We start from the raw sequence: 19,796 nt of genomic DNA, 5'->3' as shown, positions 1-19,796 counted from the left end.
CCGAGGGCACTCCCCTCGTGTCACCCGCTCCGTTCCGTGTCCCGATCCACTCGACCGCGAGCGTCGCCGCCGTCGTCGCGCTCGGACTGCTCGTCTCCGCGGCCGTCGTCCCGGTCGCCGTCGCTGGCGATGCCGGAACCGGCCCGGGAGTCGGCAGACTCGACCCCGGCGGCGCCGCCACCGCACCGTCGAACGAGAGCCCCGAGAACCTGACGCTCGTGTCCACAACGCCGCGGATCGTCGAGCTGTTCCCGAACCCGACGACCGCGGAGAACCGCGGCGAGTACCTCGTCGTCCGGCTCCCCGAGCGCGGGAACTGGTCGCTCGCCGACGGACACCACGAGGCGGAGGTCCCGGCGAACGCCAGCGGCGTCGTCGCCCTCTCGATGGACCCCGCGAACGCGACGCCCCTGCTCGCCGACGAGACCGCGGTCGCCGGCAACGGCGGCACCGGGGACCCGACGCTCCGCGCGCTCGACGACCACTTCCCGCTCGCCGCGTCGGGCGACCGGATCGCGCTCCGCCGGAACGGGACGACGGTCGCCGCGGTCGACTACGACCGCGCGCCCGAGGGACACCGGTGGCGCGCCGACTGGGGGGAGTGGCGACCCCGCGGGTACGAACGGCGGTCGCCGCGTCGGACCGCGAACGCCGCCGTGACGCCGTTCGTTCTCCCCGACAGCCCCGGCCTGCCGGTCGAGCCGCTCCGCGACGCCGAGGACCGCCTGTTCGTCGCCGGCTACACGCTGACCTCGGAGCGGGTCGCCGACGCGCTCGTCGCCGCCGCGGACCGCGGCGTCCGCGTCCGCGTGCTGCTGGAGGGGTCGCCGGTCGGCGGTTTCCCGGCGCGGAGCGCGGAGCTGATCGACCGGTTGACGGCCGCCGGCGTCGAGGTCCGGATCCTCGACGGCGAGGTCGAGCGGTTCCGGTTCCACCACCCGAAGTACGCGGTCGCCGACGACCGCGCGGTCGTCCTCACGGAGAACTGGAAGCGGTCCGGCACGGGCGGGCGGAGCAACCGCGGCTGGGGCGTCGTCGTCGGAAGCGACGACACCGTGGACGCGGGCGGTCCCGGGACCGAGCGCGACGCGCTCGTCGCGGAGGACCTCGCCGCGCTGTTCGCCGCGGACTTCCGGGCGCGGGACGCGCGCTCGTGGCGCGCCTTCCGCGCCGACACCGAGTTCCATGGCGGCGGGCGCGTGAACGGCTCGTACCCGACGCGGTTCGACGCGCCCGCGAAGCCCGCCACGGCGAACGTGACCGTCCTGACCGCGCCGGGGAACGCCGCCGACCGGATCGTCGCGCGGATCGACGCCGCGGACGAGCGGGTGCTCGCGGTCGTGCCGCGGGTCGGCGGTCCCGACGATCGGATCGTCCGCGCGCTCCGACGCGCAGCCGACCGCGGGGTCGACGTCCACCTGCTGCTCTCGGACGCGTGGTACGACCGGGAGGGGAACCGGAACCTCTCCGAGTCGCTCAGGGACGAGCCGATCGCCGTCGACCTCGCCGAGCCGCGCGGCCGGTTCGAGAAGGTCCACGCGAAGGGGCTGGTCGTCGACGACACGGCGCTCGTCGGCAGCCTCAACTGGAATCCGAGCGCGGAGACAAACAACCGCGAGGTGGTGCTCGCGGTCGAGAACGAGTCGGTCGCCGACTTCTACGCTCGCGCGTACGCGGCCGACTGGCGGGGCGGCGGAATCCAGCTTCCGATCGCCTTCGTCGCCGGGTTCGGCGTCGCGCTCGCGGGAGCCGGCGCCGTCGCTCGACGGGAGCTCGCGTTCGGCTGAGAAACGAGGTCGGTGCGAACGGCCGCGGCGGTCGGCTCAGTCGTCGAGCGCGATCGTCGACGAGAGCGCCTCGTCGATCTCCGCCCCCGCCATCTTCTCGACCAGCGTCTCGATCACTTCGCTGCGGCGGCGCTTCACGAACTTGATCGAGCCGACGACGAGGTGGCCGCCCCCGGAGACGCCGGCCTCGGGGAGTTCCTCGTTCAGCTCGGTCACCATGTTCGGGATGTCGAGCCGGACGCCGTCGGACCGGAGGACGCAGAAGTCGGGGCCGTAGCCGATGGTGATGACGGGGTCGCCGGTCTCTTTCACTCTCGTGTCGTGGAGCTCGCCGGTCGTCTTGCCCGGCGCGGGGTAGGTGAATCGGTGCGCGTACTCGTCTAAGTCGATCCGGTAGAGGTGCGCGCCGGAGGCGAGCCGCTCGTGGTCGACGTGGTCCTCGACGGCGTCGAGCTGGCGCTCCACGTCGCGCTCGGCGCGCTCCGAGAGGAACTCGACGAGCTCCTCGTGGCGCGCCTCGTCGTCGCAACCGACGTTGAGCGCGTCGTTGACCAGGGTCTTCCCCTCGGAGTAGCGGAGCCAGTGGGCGGCGTAGTCGAGCGCCTCGCCGATGTCGAGGAGGTCGGACTCGTCGTACCCCGCGCCCTCGGCGAGCGCGACGTAGTCGTCCATCGCCTCCGCCTTCGAGCGGTCGGAGAGGCCGGCAACCGCCGGCACGTGTTCGAGCTCCTCGGTGAGCGACGGGTCGACGAGCCGGGCGAGCTCGACGCACATCATCCCGGTGGTGACCCGGTAGTCCTCGCCGTGGAGGTAGGGGTTCACGTGGGCGTCGAGCAGCGGCCCGACCGCCTCGGGGTCGGGGTGGTGGTGATCGACGGCCGCGATGGGGATGTCGTAGTGCGCGAGGTTCTCGTAGGCCGGCACGTCCTCCTCTGTCGACCCGTTGTCGAGCATGAGGAGGAAGGGGAGCTTCTGCCCGTGGCGCGCGCGGCCCTCCAAGGCGAAATTGAGGTCGCGGGTGACGTCCTCCATCTCGTAGTAGGGCGCCTTGCTCGGGAGCCGCTTGAACAGGTGTCGGGCGGCGTCGGGGTCGCCGTGGACCTCCTCGATGAGGTTCTCAACGGCGAGCTGTACCGGGATCGCGGCGCACATCCCGTCGCCGTCGGCGTGGTGTCGGACACGGATCGGGCGGCCGGCGAGGACCGTCCGGCGGAGCAACCGCGCGAGCTCGCGGAGGTCCTCGTGGATCGGCTCGAACGCCTCCCAGTCGACGAGCGGCTCGACGTCGGCCGGCTCGGCGCGCTCGTCGAGGGCCGCCTCGAAGCGATCGCGGGCTTCGGCGGCGCGCTCGTCGGGGAGCCGCGTCAGCGAGTCGACCTCCAACTGGAGCGCGTTCTCGCGGCTCTCGATCGCCCCCGAGACGTGGACCATGTCGCCGACCTCGACCTCGGGGTACGCCCGGACCCCGGCGGACTCGAAGGCGGCACAGGAGAGGACGCCGGAGGCGTCCGCGACGGCGAAGACGGTGGGACCCCCCGTCTGTTTCGCCTGAACGACCTCGCCCTCGACGGTCACCTCGTCGCCCGGCGTGAGGCCCCGGACCCGAGAGACCGTCGGCTCGTGGGCGACCGTCTCGGTGCGGTAGTCGTCGGGGTCGACGTCGTCGAACGCCACGTCGCCGTTCTCCTTGACCTCGGTGAGCCGGACGATCAGCCGGTCGCCGACCGCGTAGTCGCCGTCGAGGTTCGACTCGTGGACCAGCCCGCTCACGGCGTCGGAGAGGTCGACGAACACGCCGTAGTCGACGACGCCGTTGACTTCGGCGTGGTACAGCTCGTCGACTGCGGCGTCTTCGAGGGTACAGTCCGGCGCCAGATCGTAGACGGTCGGCCGGTCGTCGGCCGCCCCCTCCGCCGCGTCGGCGTCGGGTTCGGGGCTCGAATCGCCCCGCGTGCCGGAATCCCCGGCGAAGTTTTCGCTCATGGGCAGCCTTCGGGAACGGCCGGTGTTAAGCCTGTTCTCTCGGGGCTCGGGCCGGGAGTCCGCGTCGCGTTCCGCGGTCCGGAACCCCTATGAGGCGACGGCGACTTATCCCGCTTATGCGACTGTTCCGCTCGGACGAGCTCCTCGGCATCGCCCGAGAGACCCTGGATTTCGTCCTCGAGGCGAGCGAGGAGACGCACCCCAACGAGTACATGGGGTTCCTCCGCGCGGACGACGCCCGGAAGCTCGATCTCGACCGGGACGGACAGGTGATCACCGACGTGCTCGTCATCCCGGGCACGGAGTCGAGCCCGACGAGCGCCAGCGTCCGGACACACATGAAGCCGAACGACATGCGCGCGGTCGGGTCGGTCCACTCCCACCCCAACGGCGCGCTGCGGCCGAGCGACGCCGACCTCGCGACCTTCGGGCAGGGGAAAGTACACATCATCGTCGGCGCCCCCTACGGCTGGGGCGACTGGAAGGCGTTCGACAACGAGGGGCGACAGACCACCCTCGACGTCCTCGACGTGGAGGTGCCCGACGAGCACTTCTTCGATTTCACCCAGGAGGACATCGACCGGGAGCTCGACGAGCGCGACCGCGGCGGCTTCCTCTCGTGGTTCCGATGACGCGGGTCGTCGCGCAGGGGACGTTCGACCTGCTCCACCCCGGCCACGTCCACTACCTGGAGGACGCCGCGGCCCGCGGCGACGAGCTCCACGCCATCGTCGCCCGCCGGACCAACGTCACGCACAAGCCCGCACCGGTGCTGTGCGCCCGCCAACGGCGCGACATGGTCGCGGCGCTCGACGCGGTCGACGAGGCGCACCTCGGCGATCCGGGGGACGTGTTCGTCCCCATCGAGCGGCTCGACCCCGACGTGATCGTGTTGGGGTTCGACCAGCACCACGACGAGGCCGACATCGCCGACGCGCTCGCGGACCGGGGTATCGACTGCCGGGTCGAGCGCGCGTCCGGCCGCGAGCCGAAGTACGAGGACGAACTGCTCTCCAGCGGCGACATCGTCGACCGGATCCTCCGAGAGCGCGGCGGCGAGGCGGACGCGGACCGGGACTGAGCGCTGACGGACGCCATCCACTCGGGTCCGCGTTTTCGCCCGCCGCTTGCCGCCGTTTTGTCGAAGCGCGGAACATATATGGGTCCGATTCGTAATTCACGCCACGTGACGCTCCCAGACAGATTCCCCGCGGTGTTGGCCGCGGCCGCGATGGGCGTGTACCTGCTCGTCGTCGTCGGCGCCACCACCTCGCTCACCGAGGCGGCGACCGCCTGCGGCGCCTGGCCGGCCTGCGGGAACGGCGCCGCCCTCCCGACGGCGACCGAGGGGTGGATCGCCCTCGGCCACCGCGCCCTCGCCGCCGTCGTCGGTCTCCTCGTCGCGCTCTCCGCCGCGCTCGCGTGGCGGGACGGCGCCGACCGCCGGGTCAGGGTCGCGCTCGCCGTCGCGCTCGTCGTCTATCCCGCGCAGGCCGGCGTTGGCGCGCTCGTCGCGCTCGGCGACCTCCCGGCCGCGCTCGGCTCCGCGCACCTCCTGATCGGTATCGGAATCTTCGGGGCCGTCCTCGCCGCGCTCGCCTGGTGGCTGGAGGCCGAGACGGGCGACCCGGACGACGCGCCCGACGAGTTCGAACCCGGGACCGACGACCTGCCGCCGGTCGAGGAGGCCCCGGAACCGGACATCCCGTCGGCGGCGCTCCCGCGGCTGAAGGCGACCGCGACCGCGTACTTCCGGCTGATGAAGCCGCGGCTGATGTGGCTGCTCTGCCTCGTCGCCGCGGCCGCGATGGCGCTGGCGGGCGGCTCCGGTTTCACGCCGCCCGTCGTGGCGGCGACGCTCGCCGGCGGTGCGCTCTCGATCGGCGCCTCCGGGACGTTCAACCACGTCCTCGAACGCGACGTGGACAAGCGGATGCAACGCACCAGCGACCGCCCGCTCGCGACGGACCTCGTGCCCGTTCCGCACGCCCTCGCGTTCGGCGGTCTGCTGACGCTCGTCTCGCTCGGCCTGTTCTGGACGGTGAACTCCTTGACGGCCGCGCTCGGGCTCGTCGCGATACTGTTCTACAGCGTCGTCTACACGCTCGTCCTCAAACCGAACACGGTCCAAAACACCGTCATCGGCGGCGCGGCCGGCGCGCTGCCGGCGCTCATCGGGTGGGCCGCAGTCACGGGCGAGGTCGGCGGCGGCGGGGTGCTGCTCGCCGCGGTCATCTTCCTGTGGACGCCCGCACACTTCTACAACCTCGCGCTGGCGTACAAGGACGACTACGAGCGCGGCGGCTTCCCGATGATGCCCGTCGTCCGCGGGGAGACCGCGACGCGTCGGCACATCCTCTGGTACCTCGGCGCGACGCTGGTCGCCGCGGTCGCGCTCGCCGCGGCCGCCGACCCGCTCGGCGCGCTGTACGCGGTCGTCGGCGTCGGCGTCGGCGGGGTCTTCCTCTGGATGGTCGTCCGGCTCCACTACGAGCAGACCGAGGGGGCCGCCTTCCGCGCGTTCCACGCCTCGAACGCCTACCTCGGCCTGTTGCTGTTCGCCGTCGTCTTCGACGCGCTGGTGGTCTGACACGGCGATATCGTCGCGAGCGCGCCGCGACCGACCGGGACCTGTCCCTTTAATCCTGTTCGTGTCCTACGCTGTGCCATGACACGCGTTGAAGTCGAGTACTGCGTCCCCTGTGGCATGTTGAACCGCGCCCGAGACGTCTCCGAGGCGATCCTCAAGCAGTTCGGCGAGAGCGTCGACGAGGTCGCTCTGGTGACCGGCGACGACGGCGTGTTCGTCGTCCGCGCTGACGGCGAGGTCGTCTTCGACAAGACCGAAGACGAGTACGACGTCGACGCCATCGTCCGCGCGGTCAAGCCGCACGTCGGCGCGACGGCGTAGTCACTCGGCTGTTCTCAGACTGGAGACGCCCGAGGAGGACTCTTCGACGGGTTACATTGATCACTGTTCTCACGCCGCAAGCTAATTACGACTCGCCGACAAATCTCGGTGACGATGTCGGACTCATCGGAACGGACCCGGACCGAGGCGGTCGCCCCCGGCGATCCGGCGGTCGACGCCGCCGCCGAGAACCGGTCGCGGCTCGCGCGGACGTGGTACCGGTCGCGGTTCGGCGTCGGCGTCATCGCCGCCGACGTGCTCCTCACCGTCGGCCTCGCCGCCGGGGCGCTGCTGGTGACCGACGGCCCGTTCCCCGGGTTCGCCGGCCTCGGTTCCGGAGTCGTTCCGCCGTTCGTCCCCCTGTTCAGCCTGCTCGGCGCTCTGGGGTTCGTGTTCACCGCCCTCGTCGAGCGGTTCGACGCCTCCGTCGGCACGCTCGTCCGGTACAACCTCCGGCTGCCGGCCGCCCTGCCGCTCGGCGTCGGGGTGTACCTGCTCTCCGACATCCTTCTCGGCGGGACGACCGGCGACGCGCCCCTCGTCGCCGGCGTCGTCTTCCTCTCGGGACTGTACGTGAACCTCGCGTACAAGCGCCTGGGGGCGTTGGCGCGCCGCCTCCTCCCCGCGAGCGCCGATCGGAGCGCGGGCTCGGGAGACGGGGAGAGCTGACCCCGGCCACGCCGGACTCAGTCGGGGTCGAACACCGCACGCGCGGAGTTGGTCACGACGAGGATGCTGCTCGACGCCATCGCGAGCGCGGCCAGCAGCGGGTTGAGGACGCCGGATAACGCCAACGGGATCGCGACCGCGTTGTAGACGAACGCCCAGCCGAGGTTCTGTTTCAGCCGTCGGTTCGTCCCGCGCGTGACGGCGAACAGTTCGGGGACCGCCGAGAGCCGGTCCTCCAGGAGGACGGCGTCGGCCGCGTCCGCGGCGAGGTCGGTGCCGGAGGCGATCGAGACCCCGAGGTCGGCCGCGGCGAGCGCCGGCGCGTCGTTGCTCCCGTCGCCGACCATCGCGACCGAGCCGTCGGTGCCGAGCCGCCGGACCGTCTCGCCCTTCGCCTCCGGCGGCACCTCGGCGAACACCTCGTCGATCGCGGGGTGCTCCGCGAACCGCCTCGCGGCCGCGGGCGCGTCGCCGGTGAGCACCACCACCCGACGGCCGTCCGCGTCGAGGTCGGCGACCACCGACTCCCACCCGTCGCGCACCTCGTCGCCGACCGTCAGGACGCCGCGGCCGCGACCATCCCAGCCGACGTAGACGGGCACGTTCCCGCGGTCGCGGGCGGTCGCTCCCGCCTCGCGGAGCGTGTCCGGTATCGGCCAGCCGCGCTCGTCGAACAGGCCGGGGTGGCCGACGACGACCTCGTCGCCGTCGACGCGCCCCGCGACCCCGCGGTCGAAGACGTCCACGTCCGTCGCTGACGGGCCGCTCGGGGCGGGCGCGTCGTCGGTCTCGCCGACGCCGTCGGCGGTCGAGTCCGCCGCGGTCGCCGCGCCGCCGTCGGTCGCCGGCCGCTCAACAGTTCGCCCCTCCGAGTCCCCCAGCACTCCGGAGACGATCGCCTCGGCGACCGGGTGGACCGAGGCGCGCTCGACGGCGGCGGCGCGGTCTCGCACGCGGTCGACCGGCGTCCCCGCCGCGGCCGTCGCGTCGAGCAGCCGCATCTCGCCGTCGGTGAGCGTCCCGGTCTTGTCGAGGACGACGGTGTCGACGTCGCTCGCCGACTCGAAGACGGCGTCGGAGACGACGACGATGCCGCGGTTCGCGGCGTCGCGGATCCCGGCGGCGACCGCGAGCGGCGTCGCCAGGCCGAGCGCACACGGACACGAGACGATGAGCACCGTCAGCCCGACGAGCGCGGCCTCGATCGGCGCCGACCCGAGCGCCAGCGTCGCGGCGGCGCCGACGGTCGCGACCGCGACGACGAGGGGGACGAACACCGTCGCCAAGCGGTCGACGAGCCGCTGGACGCCGGACCGCGAGCTCTGGATCTCCCACAGCAGCCGCACGAGGGTGTCAAGGGTGTTCGCCGCGTCCTCGCCGACCTTGACGACGACCGGCGAGTCGGTGACGACGGTCCCGCCCCGGACCGCGTCGCCCTCGCGTTTCGTGGCGGGGAGGGACTCGCCGGTGACGAGCGCCTCGTCGACAGCGGCCGTTCCCTCGGCGACGGTCCCGTCGAAGGGCACGCGCTCGCCGGGGCGCACGAGCAGCCGGTCGCCGGGGTCGACCGCGTCGGCGGCGACGGTCTCGCCCGCCTCGGTCCGCACCGTCCGGTCCTCGGTCGTCGTCAGGTCGGCGAGCATGCCGGTCGCCCGCCGCTTGATGATCGACTCGTAGTGGTTGCCGGCGGTGACGACCAGGATGACGGCGATGGTCACGTCGAAGTAGAGGTCGGTCCGGCCGACGAACAGCGCGAGCGTGCTGTAGACGTACGAGCTCGCGGCCGCGAGCGACACCAACAGGTCCATGTTCGGCTGCCGGGCCCGGAGGCTCACGTACGCGCCCCGCAGGATCGGGTAGCCGGTGTAAAACAGGACGATGGAGGCGAACACCCAGATCTGCGCGAACAGGTACGTCCCGGAGACGCCGCCTAAGTCGAGTATCGGCTCGTACCCGAAGTAGGTCGGATACAGGAAGAGGACGTACCACAGCATCGCCATCATGCCGAAGAACCCGCCGCCGATCAGGAATCGCACGACTGCGTCGTTGTCCTCCGCGTCCGGGTCCGCACGGTCGCTCGCCGAGTAGCCCGCGACCGAGAGCTGCCCGGGAAGCTCCTCGGCGCTCACGGCGTCGGGGTCGTAGTCGACCCGGATCGTGTCCGTGGCGTAGCTCGCCTCGGCGGCCGCGACCCCCTCCTGCTCGCCGGCCGTCATCTCGAGGAACGACTCGCAGGTGGCGCAGTGCATCCCGTCGACGTGGAGGAACGTCGTCTCGCCGTCGAACTCGTCGCCCGGCGTCGCGTCCGGCCGCTGCTCGTCGAGGTCGTCGAGGTCCTCGACGTCGTCCAGCGACCGCGCGACGGTCAGACAGCCCCGGCAGCAGAACTCGCCGTCGACGTCGGGCGCGGTGTGCGGGTCGTCCCCAGTCGGGAGGTCACAGAGCGTACAGCCTGTCATTGGTGGTCCGTTCGCGGTCGGTGGGGCGGTCCGCGGACCGGGGGCGGCGGGTCCCGCGGTTCGTGATCGATTACGCGTGCTCGGAGTCGGCCGAGTCGCCGGCGAACCCCGGGAGGGCCCCGCCGGTCGCGATCCGGAGGCTCCCCCAGATGAGCAGGACGTTCACCAGCGTCACCGCCACGACGAACTCCGCCCGATCGGCGATGAACACCATCGCGGGGACGAGTCCGCCGAGGACGAGGAGTACGGCCTGTTGGATCGAGAAGTCCATGCCGTAACCATGCGCTCGCCGGAAATATATAACACCCGTGTTTTCAGGGTGCGAGAACGGGTAGATCTTATATGGCTCTCTACTGTCAAAGTCGCCTATGGGCCAAAGTGAGGCAGCAAACGCTCCGACTGACGATGTCGGCGGCGAGGGAGAGGATTTCGACCCGATCGGCACGCTCACGCTCATCGGAATTTACTTCGCAATCTTGGTACTCGCGTGGGTGTACATCTACTTCGTAGAGTTCCTCGGCCGGGATCTCGTCGTGGTGGGGTGATCACACGTGCACATTCACGCCTACGAGAAGCTCTGGCTCGCGCTGTCGATCGTCCTGATTCTCGCGCTCATCGGCACCGTGACCTACGGGGCGGTCGGTCCCGGCGTGGCGATGGTCGCCGACTCGCAGTCGACGGTCGACGCCGCGGCGCTCGACGAGGACGAGCGGTTCTCCGAGCCCCGCGTCGAGCAGGTGGGCGAAAACGAGTACGAGGCGTACATCGTCGCCTACCAGTTCGGCTTCGAACCGTCTCCGATCGTCGTGCCGGCGAACAGCACCGTGACGTTACACGTCACCTCTCGCGACGTGATACACGGCTTCGAGGTCGTCGGCACGAGTGCGAACACGATGGCCGTCCCCGGCGAGGTCTCGGAGATCACGGTCGAGACCGAGGAGCCGACGGAGTACGGGCTCGTCTGTAACGAGTACTGCGGCGCCGGTCACCACGTCATGGAAGGAAAGATCAACGTCGTGAGCCAGTCGGAGTTCGAGAGCCGCGGAGGTGACTCAGAATGAGCACCGCCATCGAGTCCGAACAGACGTTCGTCGACAAGTTCCCGGACGAGGCGAGGGTCGTCCGCGCGGCCTTCCTGAGCTCCTTCTTCGCCCTGTTGCTCGGCGCGATCTTCGGGATCATCCAGACGCTCCACCGGACCGACGTCGCGCGGATCATCCCCTCGACCGACTACTACACCGTCCTCACCGCGCACGGCGTGTTCATGGTGATCAGCTTCACGATATTCTTCCTCGTCGGGCTGTTCACCTGGGCGCTGACGCGCAGTCTGGACCGGCCGCTCCTGAACATCAAGATCACGTGGACGTGGTACGGGCTGATGGCGACCGGCATGACGCTCACGGGGATCTCGATCCTCGCCGGGTTCGTCGATTCCATCGACATGAGCGCGGACGTGCTGTACACGTTCTACGCGCCGCTTCAGGCGCACCCGCTGTTCTACGCCGGGCTCACCGTGTTCATCGTCGGGACGTGGATCGCGGGCGCCGACTGGTTCCGGACGTTCCTCGCGTGGCGGCGCGAGCACCCCGACGAGCGGATCCCGCTCCAGACGTTCATGGTGCTGACGACGATGACGATGTGGTACATCGCCTCGTCCGCCGTCGCCGCCTCCGTCCTGCTGTTCCTGCTCCCGTGGTCGCTCGGCTTCATCGACCAGGTGAACCCGACGCTCACCCGGACGCTGTTCTGGTTCTTCGGCCACCCGGTCGTCTACTTCTGGCTCATGCCGGCGTACATGCTCTGGTACACCGTCCTGCCGAAGATCGCCGGCGGCCGCCTCTTCAGCGACCCGCTGGCCCGGGTCGTGTTCGTGCTGTTCGTTCTCCTCTCGACGCCGGTCGGGATCCACCACCAGTACCTCGACCCGGGGATCGCCGAGGGGTTCAAGTTCATCTCGATGACGAACACGATGTTCCTGCTGTTGCCCAGCCTGCTCACCGCGTTCACGGTCGTCGCGAGCGTCGAGTACGGCGCCCGTCAGCGCGGCGGCACCGGGCTGTTAGGCTGGCTCACGAACCTCCCGTGGCGCAAGCCGGAGTTCACCGGCATGATGCTTGCCGGCCTGATGTTCGCGGCCGGCGGCTTCTCGGGCATGGTCAACGCCGGGATGAACATCAACTATCTCATCCACAACACGCTGTGGGTGCCGGGTCACTTCCACCTCACCGTCGGGACCGCGGTCGCGCTGACGATGATGGCCGGGACCTACTGGATCTGGCCGCAGATCAGCAACAAGCCGATCTACAGCAGCCAGATCGGGCTGTTCCAGGTCGTCCTCTGGTTCATCGGCATGGCGCTGATGTCGAACGCGATGCACGCGCAGGGGCTCCTCGGCGTCCCGCGACGCACCGCCGAGCCGGAGTACTCCGGCTTCGACTACCCGACGATGTTCGGCGGCTTCGAGGAGCTCAACATCCAGATCGCGATCGGCGGGACCCTGCTCTTCGTCTCGACGATCCTCTTCCTCGGGAACCTCGTGTTGACGATGGGGAACCCGAAGGTGTCCGGGCTCGCGGAGCCGCTCCCCAGTCCGGTCTCCGGCGCGGAGGACGCGCCGCAGGTGCTCGATAACCTCCGCCTGTGGGTCGGCATCGCGCTCACGCTCGTCGTCCTCGCGTACGCGCTGCCGATCGCGGCGATCATCAACCGCGGCGGACTGCTCGGACCGGGCGTCGGCACCTATCCGGTGTGGCTCGCGCCGCTGTTCGACGCGCTGGCGGACGCGGCCGCCCCGCTGTTCGGCGCCGTCGCCGACCTCTCGGCCTCGCTCATTGAGGTGGTCCGATGAGCGTCGACATCTCTCGCGGCGGGCTGCTCGTGACGCTCGCGATCTTCGGCGTGATCGTCTACGAGCTCCGGACCGTGCTCGACTTCGTCGGTGTCGAGCTGCCGATCATCCCGTACATGGGGGCCGTCTTCGTCCTCGCCGGGGCCTCCGTCTGGTACGTCACGCTGAAGGGCGGGTGGCGGACCGAGCCCGAGCCCGACGAACCGGCGTAGCGACGCCGGTCATTCCCGCCGACGCGCCCTCGCGCTCTTCTCTCCGACGCCGACCGCGTCGACGGAAGCAGTTATCACCGTCGACGCCCAATAATGCGTATGGAATCCAATACTGCCTCGAACGCCTCCGAGGCGCCCTCCTCCGGATCGTCCGGCACCGACCGGCCCGTTTCGCTCGCGGACGAGGACGCTCTCGACGCCTTCGTCGCCGACGCGGACGCCGCGCTCGTGGAGTTTTACACCGACGGCTGCGGCATCTGTGCCAGCATGGAGCCGGTGATCGGGAACGTGGCCCGCGGCGCCGAGGCCGACTTGGCGGTCGGCCTGGTGAATCCCCGCGACGACCCGCCGCTGGTCGAGCGGTTCGACGTGCGGAGCGTCCCGCTGTTCGTCCTCTTCGTCGACGGCGAGCCGGTCGCGCGGCGCGCCGACGGGTTCATTTCGGGCGACGACCTGACGGCGTGGGTCGACGAGCACGCGGCCTGACCGAGGCTGATGTGTCGGTTCGGACTCGTTCCGGGGGTCGCCGACGGACACCACTGAAGCCCCAGTCGCGAGCCGGGCGCACGCTCGTTGCGTTCCTCGCTCAGTCGCTCCACTCTGTCGCTGTGGTACGTACACCGCCTTTGCCCGCCTCACGACTGCCCCTTCGAGTGCCACCCCGTACCGCTCGGCCCCGCACCTCACACCTCCCCAGCCTCGGCGGACGCACCGGCGCGGGCGCCGCCGCGCCGGCCCGCCGCCTCCCTCGCGCGTGCTGGCTTCGCGGCCGCCGCTGACGGCCGCTCGCAGGTGCGCGCCACCGCACTTTCCGTACTCACTCGTCGTTTGGCTCTCACCTATTTATAAACGATCGCGCTCGACGGAACCCTTTTGAGCCGGAGCGGCGTACTGTGCGCCAGTATGGGACTGGGCTCGGACATGTACCGACAGCAGATCCTCGACCACTACAAGAACCCGCGAAACTACGGGGAACTCGAGGATCCGGACTTCACGCACGTCGGCGAGAACCCCTCCTGTGGCGACACGATCCGGATGGACGTGGACCTCGACGACGAGGAGCAGACGATCGAGGCGGTGCGGTTCACGGGCGACGGGTGCGCCATCTCGATGGCCTCCGCGAGCATGCTCTCGGAGCGGCTCCACGGGATGAACGTCGACGAACTCGACGGGCTCGACACCGACGACGTCACCGAGATGCTCGGCGTCGACATCTCGCCGATGCGCGTGAAGTGCGCGGTGCTGGGGCGACAGGTCGCGCAGGACGGCGCGAAGATCCACCGCGGCGAGCTCGACCCCGACGACCGGACGGTCACCGAGGAGTGAGCCCGCGGGCCGACGGCGCCCGTCGGCTCCCGCCACGGCTCGTCCCGAGCCCACCGGACTTTTGCCCGCGAACCACGTTCGTCAGCCCATGAGCGACGACTTCGACAAGGAGGCGGAACGCGAGAAGCTCCGCGAGAAGTTCGCGGACGACGAGCAGAAGCGCGAGCACACCCAGCGGATGTCCGAGCTCCTCCTGAAGGGCGCGACGATGACGAACCGCCACTGCGAGGAGTGCGGCGACCCCATCTTCCGTCACGACGGTCGCGAGTTCTGTCCCACCTGCGGGAACGAGGCCGGCGGCGCGGCGGGGGCGAACGAGGCGACCGGGACCGCGGCGGAGCCGGACGCGGCGGGAGGCACCGAGGCGACGGGAGCCCCGCCGGACGTGGACGCCGGCGCGGCGGACGGCGTCGCCGAGAACGGCTCGGTGGGTGCCGACTCCGGTGTGACCGATCCCGCCACGACCGAGTCCGGTGCGACCGAGAGCGCGGGGCCGCGGCCCTCCCGCTCGGCCGCCGTGCAGTCACAGGGGTCGGCGCCGCCGCAGGGGTCAGCGCCGCCGCAGCAGTCCGACTCCCAGCGGCCCGAGCCGCGGCGGCCCGACTCCCGACCGCCCGAGTCCGGGCGACCCACCCCGCCTCAGTTGACGGACGACGCCGAGGGCGTCGGCGCCGCCCGCGCGTCGCTGACCCGGACGCTGACGCGGTTCGCCCGTGCCGCCGAGGAGACGGACGACCCGCGGCGCGCCCGCGACCACCTCGAAGCGGCCCGCGAGGCGGCCGAGGCGCTGGCGGCGCTGGACTGACGCTACTTATAAACACGTCTCCGTGTCGCGGCCGCGGTCGAGGTCTCGGCTGTCGGTTAACAACCTGATCCCGGTAGATCGGCGGCGAGCCCCACCAGAGTCTCGGCCGACCGTTTATGAGTAATCGACTGCGGATCGCCGGCAATCACCGCCAAAGCCCCGCGACCGCGCCTCACGCCTCCCCAACCTCGCGGCTCCCTCCGCTTCGCTCCGGTCGCCGCGTCCCTCGCGCGTGCTGTCTCGCGGCCGCCGGTGGCGGCCGCTCGTAGGCACGCGCCACCGCAGTTTCGATTATCAAATAGCCTGCGCTACCGCCCGCTCTCGACGGCGACGCGCATGTCCGCCGCCAGCCGCTCGGCGCGGTCGGCGTCGGCGGACTCGGCGTAGATCCGGATCTTCGGCTCGGTGCCCGAGGGGCGGACCAGCACCCACGCGTCGCCGTAGTCGAGCCGATAGCCGTCCGTCGTGTTCGGCTCCGCGTCGGCGGTCTCGACGTAGGCGCGGGCGGCCGAGAGCATCTCGTCGCGCTCGTCGTCGTCCGCGTACTCGACGTTCTCCCGCACGAAGTGGTAGTCGGTGTACGGCGCGACGACCTCGCTGACGGGCGCGCCGTCCGCGGCCGCGAGCAGTTCGAGGAAGCGCGCGCCGATGTACGCCCCGTCCCGCGAGAGCCGGTACGGCGGGAAGAACAGCCCGCCGTTCCCCTCGCCCGCGATGGGGACGTTGACCCCCTCGTCGTGGAGGTCGCGCGTCCGGGTGATGATGTTCGTCGCGCCGATGGGCGTCAGTTCGAGGTCGGCGTCGTTGGCGGCGCAGACGTCGACGAGCCGCTGGGAGACGTTGACCGCGCTAACGACTGCGTCGCCCGGTTCGAGACAGGCGTCCGCCAGCGCCGCGAAGGAGGTGTCGCCGTCGACGAACCGCCCCCGCTCGTCGACGAAGACGGCACGGTCTGCGTCGCCGTCGTGCGCGATCCCCACGTCGGCGTCGGAGGTCGCGACCAGCCGCGAGAGGTCCGCGAGGTTCTCGGGGACCGGCTCGGAGTCGCGGCCGGGGAAGTGGCCGTCCGGCGTCGCGTTCACCGTCAACACCTCGCAGCCGAGTTCGCGGTAGATCCGGGGGGACGCGACCGAGGCCGCGCCGTGACCGGGGTCGACTGCGACCGTGAGGTCGGCGTCCGCGACCGCCTCGCGGTCGACCGCAGCGGTCAGTTGGTCGGCGTAGTCGTCGACGGCGCCATCGATCGGCGTCGTCGCGCCGGCCGACCGCCAGTCGGCGTGGTCGTACTCGTCGTCGAGGACGCGCCGCTCGATGCGCTCTAACACGTCGACGGAGAGCTCGACGCCGTCGGCGCCCACCAGCTTGATGCCGTTGAACTCCGGCGGGTTGTGCGAGGCGGTGACGAGGACCGCGGGGACCCCGTCGGCCTCGCAGTAGTTCCCGACCGCGGGCGTGGGCACGACGCCGAGGCGGTCGACGTCGCAGCCGACCGCGGCGAGGCCGCTCGCGGCCGCGTTCGCGAACAGCTCGCCGGTGGTCCGCGTGTCGCGCGCGACGGCGACGCGGTCGGCGTCCCACACCGTTCCGGCCGCCTTCGCGATGTCGAGGACGAGCGCGGGCGTGAGGTACCGCAGCGCGACCCCGCGGATGCCACTCGATCCGAACAGCTCCATGCGGGGCCATCCGCCGGCCGAGGGGAAAGCGGTTCCGAACCGCTCGGCCGGTCGCGTGTCGCTCGACCGACATCCGCGGTCGTTCCCGCGACGACGCGTGCGGTTCATGCCGGTGGCGTTCGTTCGACCCGTATGGACCACACGCGACGCGACGCGCTCGCCGGGAGCGCGCTCGCCCTGTCCGTCGCGACGGCGGGCTGTCTCGACTTCGCGGCGGGCGACGGACCGCAGGGCCCGGAGGGAACGCCGGCGACGCTGACCTGCGACGACGACGGGTTCGTCCGCCTCGGTCAGCCGTTCGAGGCGTCGGTCACCGAGACCCTCGTCGAGACGGACGAGACGACCGTTGAGCTCTCCACGGAGGGAGCGACCGAGACGTACGGCCAGTCGCTCCGGCTCGTCCTCCGGAACACCGGCGACGCTCCCGCCGCCACGCTCGGCGAATCCGCCTACTCGCTCCAGCGCGAGACGGGGGAGGGGTGGCTCGACATCCGCGGCTCCACCTCGGGCGAGGCGGTCGAACTCCTCCGGACCGAGGCGTCGCTCGACACGAGTTCGGCGTACTCCTGGGACATCACGTTGACCGAGTCGGCGATCGCCGACGCGGTCGACGGCGTCGACTTGGAGGTCTGCCCGCCGCTGGGCGACGGCACCTACCGGTTTGTCTACTGGGGGCTCGTCGACGCGCCCCCGATCGGCGCGGAGTTCGAACTGGTGGGGTGAGGCCGGTTCGACGCGAGCCGCGGGGATCTCGGGCCACGGTGCGGCTCCCGGCTCAGAAGGGCTCCCAGTCCGACGGCTGGCCGACCCGGCCACGGACGCGGAACTCCCGCGCGTCGTCGTCGACGCGGGTCTCGACGACGACCTCGAACGGCTCGTGGAGGGTGTGAACGACCTGTTCGTCGTGGGCGGTCGAGCCGACGACCCCGACGAACGGCCACCCCTCGCCGGAGGTCTGCGAGGTCATTACCCGGGTGAACCGGTAGATACGCTCTGGCTCCCAGTACATCAACAGCTGGGACAGCGAGTAGACGCCGACTGCGCGGTCGCGGCCCACGGAGGACTCGACGATGTCGGTAAACTTGATCCCGATGTCGGTGAGGTTGCCGGCGCTGGCGACGTACTTCGTCGCCGGCGTGTCCTCGCGCTTGTCGCCCTGCTCGTGGGTGACGCAGTCGATGACGACCACGTCGTCGCCGTCCGCCCCCGTCAGCTCCTCGTAGTCCTCGCGGACCTTCTCCGCGGTCCGTCCCGTCGAGATCACGACCGGGCCCGTGGACCACCCTGCGAGCAGCCGGTTGAACAGGTCGTACTTCCCGCTCATCGGCGGACCGCTGATGAGGACGCTGTCGGCACCGCGGACAGCGTCGGGAAGCACAGTCATTTTGTGGACGTGAGAGTGTGTCGGGTAAAACCCTTCCGAGGGATCACTTTCGAAGCATGGAGGGGAGGTCGAGCGACGAGGGCGGGCCCTCCCGCGGCCCGTCGGTGAGTGTCAGTTCGCGTATCGCCCCGGGGAGCGCGGCCGGCACCGGAGACTCGCGCGGTGCGCCGGCGCCGTCGACGAGCGACGACCAGACAGCCTCGTCCTCCGGGTCGTCCCGCTCCGCCTTCGCCTCCAGCGCCTTCGTTCGCCCCTCGTCGTAGGCCAGCTCGACGATGCTCCGGTCGTAGCTCCCCGAGAACGTCTCCAGCACGCGGTCGAGCTCTTCCGGGCGGGGGTTGTCGACGCCGGCCGCGACGCCCAGCGCGAAGGCGCGCTCGACCGCCTCCTCGCGGGAGAGGTCGTCCCACTCCGTGCCGAACGTGCGGTCGTACATCAGTGCGTCACCGTCGCCGCCGGGCCGACGCGGAGCCCGCCGTCGGTGAACTCCACGTCTTGGATGTCGGTGTCGACGTCCGTTCCCCGCATTTTCAGCACCTGGACCCCGCGGCGCATCCCCTCGTCTTCGAGGTAGTTGTGCATGAAGACGACGCCGTGCGCGAGGTAGTGCTCCTCGGAGTACGCGCTCGGGTCGGTCATCTCGGAGATCAGAAGCGTCGTCGCGTCGGTCCGCTTCAGCGAGGAGAGCAGCTGGATCATCGTGTCCTCGTCGTCGTCTAAGAGGAACCGCAGCAGCATCGTCGAGTCGAAGACGACGCGGTCGATGTCGCGGGAGTTGATGAACCCGGTGAGCCGGTTGGTGACCCCCGAGCGGTCGCGGCGGTCGCCGGGGAGCCCGAAGAAGCGCCGGCCGTCCGACGAGAAGGAGTCGAGGAAGGTGACGCGGTCGGAGTCGAGCGCGCGGTCGAACCCGAAGTCGTAGCCGCTCATGTCCTCGCGGATCCCGTCCTTCGTCTCGTGCATGCTGATGTAGAGGACGTCCTCGCCGTTCCGAGCGCCTTGGGCCGCGAACTGTGAGCAAAACGTCGTTTTCCCGCTCCCGGGCGGGCCGCTGACAACGTAGAGGCGGTCCTCGGGGAACCCGCCGTCGACGAGGTCGTCGAACCCCGGGACGCCGCTTGAGACGCGCATACGTAGGGACCCGTTGGACGGCTGATAAGCGTTGGCACCCGGTTCTCACCCGTGAGAACCGATCGCCGGCGGACGCCGACGGGGTCGCCGACGCGGTCGCCCGGCGCTCGCTCCGCCCTCTCGGCTACGCTTCCGCGGCCTCGACGTCGTCGAGGTCGCCTGCGATGGCCTCGTCGACGTCCGGCGAGACCCACACGACAAACCGGTCGTCCGACTTGACGATACCGCGGACGCCCTCGTCCTCGACGGTAGTGCTCTGATCGACGTCCTCGGGCGAGACGTCGCGAACCTGGAACACCTCATCGACCATCCAGCCGACCGTGCCGCCCTCGTCGATCTCGTCGTCGTCGAAGACGACGATCCGCTCTCGCGGACCGGCCTCGTCGATGTCGAACAGCGTCTTCGGGTCGACGATCGTCGTCGTCCGGCCGCGGAGGTCCATGACGCCCTCGACGTGGTCCGGCGAGTTGGGGATCCGCGTGAGCTCGCCGGCGTCGACGATCTCGTCGATGACGCCGATGTCCAGACAGTACGTCCCGTCGCCCAGGCCGAACTCCAGCACCTTGGTCGGTTCGGCGTCCGCCTCTGTGGCTGCCATGCCCGTACCT

Annotated in this window: 23 protein-coding genes; 14 read left to right on the top strand and 9 right to left on the bottom strand. The window is 70.6% G+C overall.

The genetic code is table 11. From position 1 onward, the window contains the following. Positions 1 to 17: 17 nt before the first annotated feature. On the top strand, positions 18 to 1,787 hold the full coding sequence (locus tag EXE52_RS05150; protein WP_089308314.1) for a phospholipase D-like domain-containing protein: 1,770 nt from the start codon (positions 18 to 20) through the stop codon (positions 1,785 to 1,787). 36 nt (positions 1,788 to 1,823) lie between these two features. Here the strand turns inward: EXE52_RS05150 and EXE52_RS05145 are convergent, their stop codons facing one another. Beyond that, complete coding sequence (locus tag EXE52_RS05145) at positions 1,824 to 3,770, bottom strand: DHH family phosphoesterase (protein WP_049930369.1); 1,947 nt, start codon at positions 3,768 to 3,770, stop codon at positions 1,824 to 1,826. 116 nt (positions 3,771 to 3,886) lie between these two features. Between EXE52_RS05145 and EXE52_RS05140 the strand changes: the two genes are divergently transcribed. The 5 genes from EXE52_RS05140 (at position 3,887) to EXE52_RS05120 (ending at position 7,350) form a co-directional block, all read left to right on the top strand. Beyond that, complete coding sequence (locus EXE52_RS05140) at positions 3,887 to 4,402, top strand: Mov34/MPN/PAD-1 family protein (protein WP_049930371.1); 516 nt, start codon at positions 3,887 to 3,889, stop codon at positions 4,400 to 4,402. Beyond that, entirely contained in the window at positions 4,399 to 4,851 is a 453-nt protein-coding gene (locus EXE52_RS05135; RefSeq protein WP_049930683.1) for an adenylyltransferase/cytidyltransferase family protein, read from the top strand. Before EXE52_RS05140 ends, EXE52_RS05135 begins: the two co-directional genes overlap by 4 nt. A gap of 105 nt (positions 4,852 to 4,956) precedes the next feature. Further along, positions 4,957 to 6,360, top strand: coding sequence for a heme o synthase (locus EXE52_RS05130; protein WP_049930373.1), 1,404 nt, complete (start codon positions 4,957 to 4,959; stop codon positions 6,358 to 6,360). A 78-nt stretch (positions 6,361 to 6,438) separates the two neighbouring features. Then, positions 6,439 to 6,681, top strand: a complete 243-nt coding sequence (locus EXE52_RS05125; RefSeq protein WP_049930374.1) for a SelT/SelW/SelH family protein — start codon at positions 6,439 to 6,441, stop codon at positions 6,679 to 6,681. Positions 6,682 to 6,795: 114 nt separating this feature from the next. Further along, a complete protein-coding gene (locus EXE52_RS05120; RefSeq protein WP_049930375.1) occupies positions 6,796 to 7,350 on the top strand; it encodes a hypothetical protein in 555 nt (184 codons plus the stop codon). 17 nt (positions 7,351 to 7,367) lie between these two features. On the opposite strand, the gene EXE52_RS05115 is transcribed toward EXE52_RS05120, so the two are convergent. Together EXE52_RS05115 and EXE52_RS05110 are read right to left on the bottom strand one after the other, a co-directional pair. Beyond that, positions 7,368 to 9,809 carry a cation-translocating P-type ATPase gene (locus EXE52_RS05115; protein WP_089308313.1) on the bottom strand — a complete coding sequence of 814 codons (2,442 nt, stop codon included), beginning with the start codon at positions 9,807 to 9,809 and terminating at the stop codon, positions 7,368 to 7,370. A gap of 70 nt (positions 9,810 to 9,879) precedes the next feature. Continuing rightward, complete coding sequence (locus EXE52_RS05110) at positions 9,880 to 10,080, bottom strand: hypothetical protein (RefSeq protein ID WP_049930378.1); 201 nt, start codon at positions 10,078 to 10,080, stop codon at positions 9,880 to 9,882. Positions 10,081 to 10,177: 97 nt separating this feature from the next. Between EXE52_RS05110 and EXE52_RS18450 the strand changes: the two genes are divergently transcribed. The 5 genes from EXE52_RS18450 (at position 10,178) to EXE52_RS05090 (ending at position 13,355) form a co-directional block, all read left to right on the top strand. Next, positions 10,178 to 10,354: a hypothetical protein gene (locus EXE52_RS18450; protein ID WP_007345353.1), complete on the top strand. Its 177-nt coding sequence runs from the start codon at positions 10,178 to 10,180 to the stop codon at positions 10,352 to 10,354. 6 nt (positions 10,355 to 10,360) lie between these two features. Continuing rightward, positions 10,361 to 10,870 (top strand): cytochrome c oxidase subunit II, encoded by a 510-nt coding sequence (locus tag EXE52_RS05105; protein WP_007345352.1) that lies wholly within the window; start codon positions 10,361 to 10,363, stop codon positions 10,868 to 10,870. Further along, positions 10,867 to 12,657 (top strand): b(o/a)3-type cytochrome-c oxidase subunit 1, encoded by a 1,791-nt coding sequence (locus EXE52_RS05100; RefSeq protein ID WP_086215828.1) that lies wholly within the window; start codon positions 10,867 to 10,869, stop codon positions 12,655 to 12,657. The genes EXE52_RS05105 and EXE52_RS05100 overlap by 4 nt, the downstream gene beginning before the upstream one ends. Continuing rightward, positions 12,654 to 12,869, top strand: a complete 216-nt coding sequence (locus EXE52_RS05095; RefSeq protein WP_049930382.1) for a hypothetical protein — start codon at positions 12,654 to 12,656, stop codon at positions 12,867 to 12,869. Before EXE52_RS05100 ends, EXE52_RS05095 begins: the two co-directional genes overlap by 4 nt. A gap of 99 nt (positions 12,870 to 12,968) precedes the next feature. Next, positions 12,969 to 13,355: a co-chaperone YbbN gene (locus EXE52_RS05090; RefSeq protein WP_049930383.1), complete on the top strand. Its 387-nt coding sequence runs from the start codon at positions 12,969 to 12,971 to the stop codon at positions 13,353 to 13,355. Between the two features lie 197 nt (positions 13,356 to 13,552). On the opposite strand, the gene EXE52_RS18255 is transcribed toward EXE52_RS05090, so the two are convergent. Then, complete coding sequence (locus EXE52_RS18255) at positions 13,553 to 13,690, bottom strand: hypothetical protein (protein ID WP_158093601.1); 138 nt, start codon at positions 13,688 to 13,690, stop codon at positions 13,553 to 13,555. A gap of 82 nt (positions 13,691 to 13,772) precedes the next feature. On the opposite strand from EXE52_RS18255, the gene sufU reads away from it, so the two are divergent. Next, positions 13,773 to 14,195, top strand: a complete 423-nt coding sequence (gene sufU, locus EXE52_RS05085) for a Fe-S cluster assembly sulfur transfer protein SufU (RefSeq protein ID WP_049930385.1) — start codon at positions 13,773 to 13,775, stop codon at positions 14,193 to 14,195. A gap of 88 nt (positions 14,196 to 14,283) precedes the next feature. Next, entirely contained in the window at positions 14,284 to 15,000 is a 717-nt protein-coding gene (locus EXE52_RS05080; RefSeq protein WP_089308312.1) for an Sjogren's syndrome/scleroderma autoantigen 1 family protein, read from the top strand. Positions 15,001 to 15,308: 308 nt separating this feature from the next. Here EXE52_RS05080 and glmM read toward each other — a convergent pair whose 3' ends face one another. Next, positions 15,309 to 16,673, bottom strand: coding sequence for a phosphoglucosamine mutase (gene glmM / locus EXE52_RS05075; protein WP_049930388.1), 1,365 nt, complete (start codon positions 16,671 to 16,673; stop codon positions 15,309 to 15,311). 132 nt (positions 16,674 to 16,805) lie between these two features. Between glmM and EXE52_RS05070 the strand changes: the two genes are divergently transcribed. Continuing rightward, on the top strand, positions 16,806 to 17,396 hold the full coding sequence (locus EXE52_RS05070; protein ID WP_089308311.1) for a hypothetical protein: 591 nt from the start codon (positions 16,806 to 16,808) through the stop codon (positions 17,394 to 17,396). Between the two features lie 52 nt (positions 17,397 to 17,448). On the opposite strand, the gene EXE52_RS05065 is transcribed toward EXE52_RS05070, so the two are convergent. The 4 genes from EXE52_RS05065 to EXE52_RS05050 all read right to left on the bottom strand — a co-directional run bounded on the left by EXE52_RS05065 (position 17,449) and on the right by EXE52_RS05050 (position 19,786). Beyond that, positions 17,449 to 18,057 carry a hypothetical protein gene (locus EXE52_RS05065; RefSeq protein ID WP_086215825.1) on the bottom strand — a complete coding sequence of 203 codons (609 nt, stop codon included), beginning with the start codon at positions 18,055 to 18,057 and terminating at the stop codon, positions 17,449 to 17,451. 43 nt (positions 18,058 to 18,100) lie between these two features. Next, complete coding sequence (locus EXE52_RS05060; RefSeq protein WP_049930392.1) at positions 18,101 to 18,493, bottom strand: hypothetical protein; 393 nt, start codon at positions 18,491 to 18,493, stop codon at positions 18,101 to 18,103. Further along, positions 18,493 to 19,188: an ATPase domain-containing protein gene (locus EXE52_RS05055; RefSeq protein WP_049930394.1), complete on the bottom strand. Its 696-nt coding sequence runs from the start codon at positions 19,186 to 19,188 to the stop codon at positions 18,493 to 18,495. Before EXE52_RS05055 ends, EXE52_RS05060 begins: the two co-directional genes overlap by 1 nt. A gap of 124 nt (positions 19,189 to 19,312) precedes the next feature. Next, positions 19,313 to 19,786 carry a chemotaxis protein CheW gene (locus tag EXE52_RS05050; RefSeq protein ID WP_049930396.1) on the bottom strand — a complete coding sequence of 158 codons (474 nt, stop codon included), beginning with the start codon at positions 19,784 to 19,786 and terminating at the stop codon, positions 19,313 to 19,315. Between the last annotated feature and the right edge of the window lie 10 nt (positions 19,787 to 19,796).

The sequence above is a fragment of the Halorubrum sp. CGM4_25_10-8A genome, from assembly GCF_005435025.1.
Lineage (GTDB): Archaea > Halobacteriota > Halobacteria > Halobacteriales > Haloferacaceae > Halorubrum > Halorubrum ezzemoulense.
The sequence above is the reverse complement of the archived record's forward strand: the minus strand, read 5'-3'. Positions and strand labels throughout refer to the sequence as shown.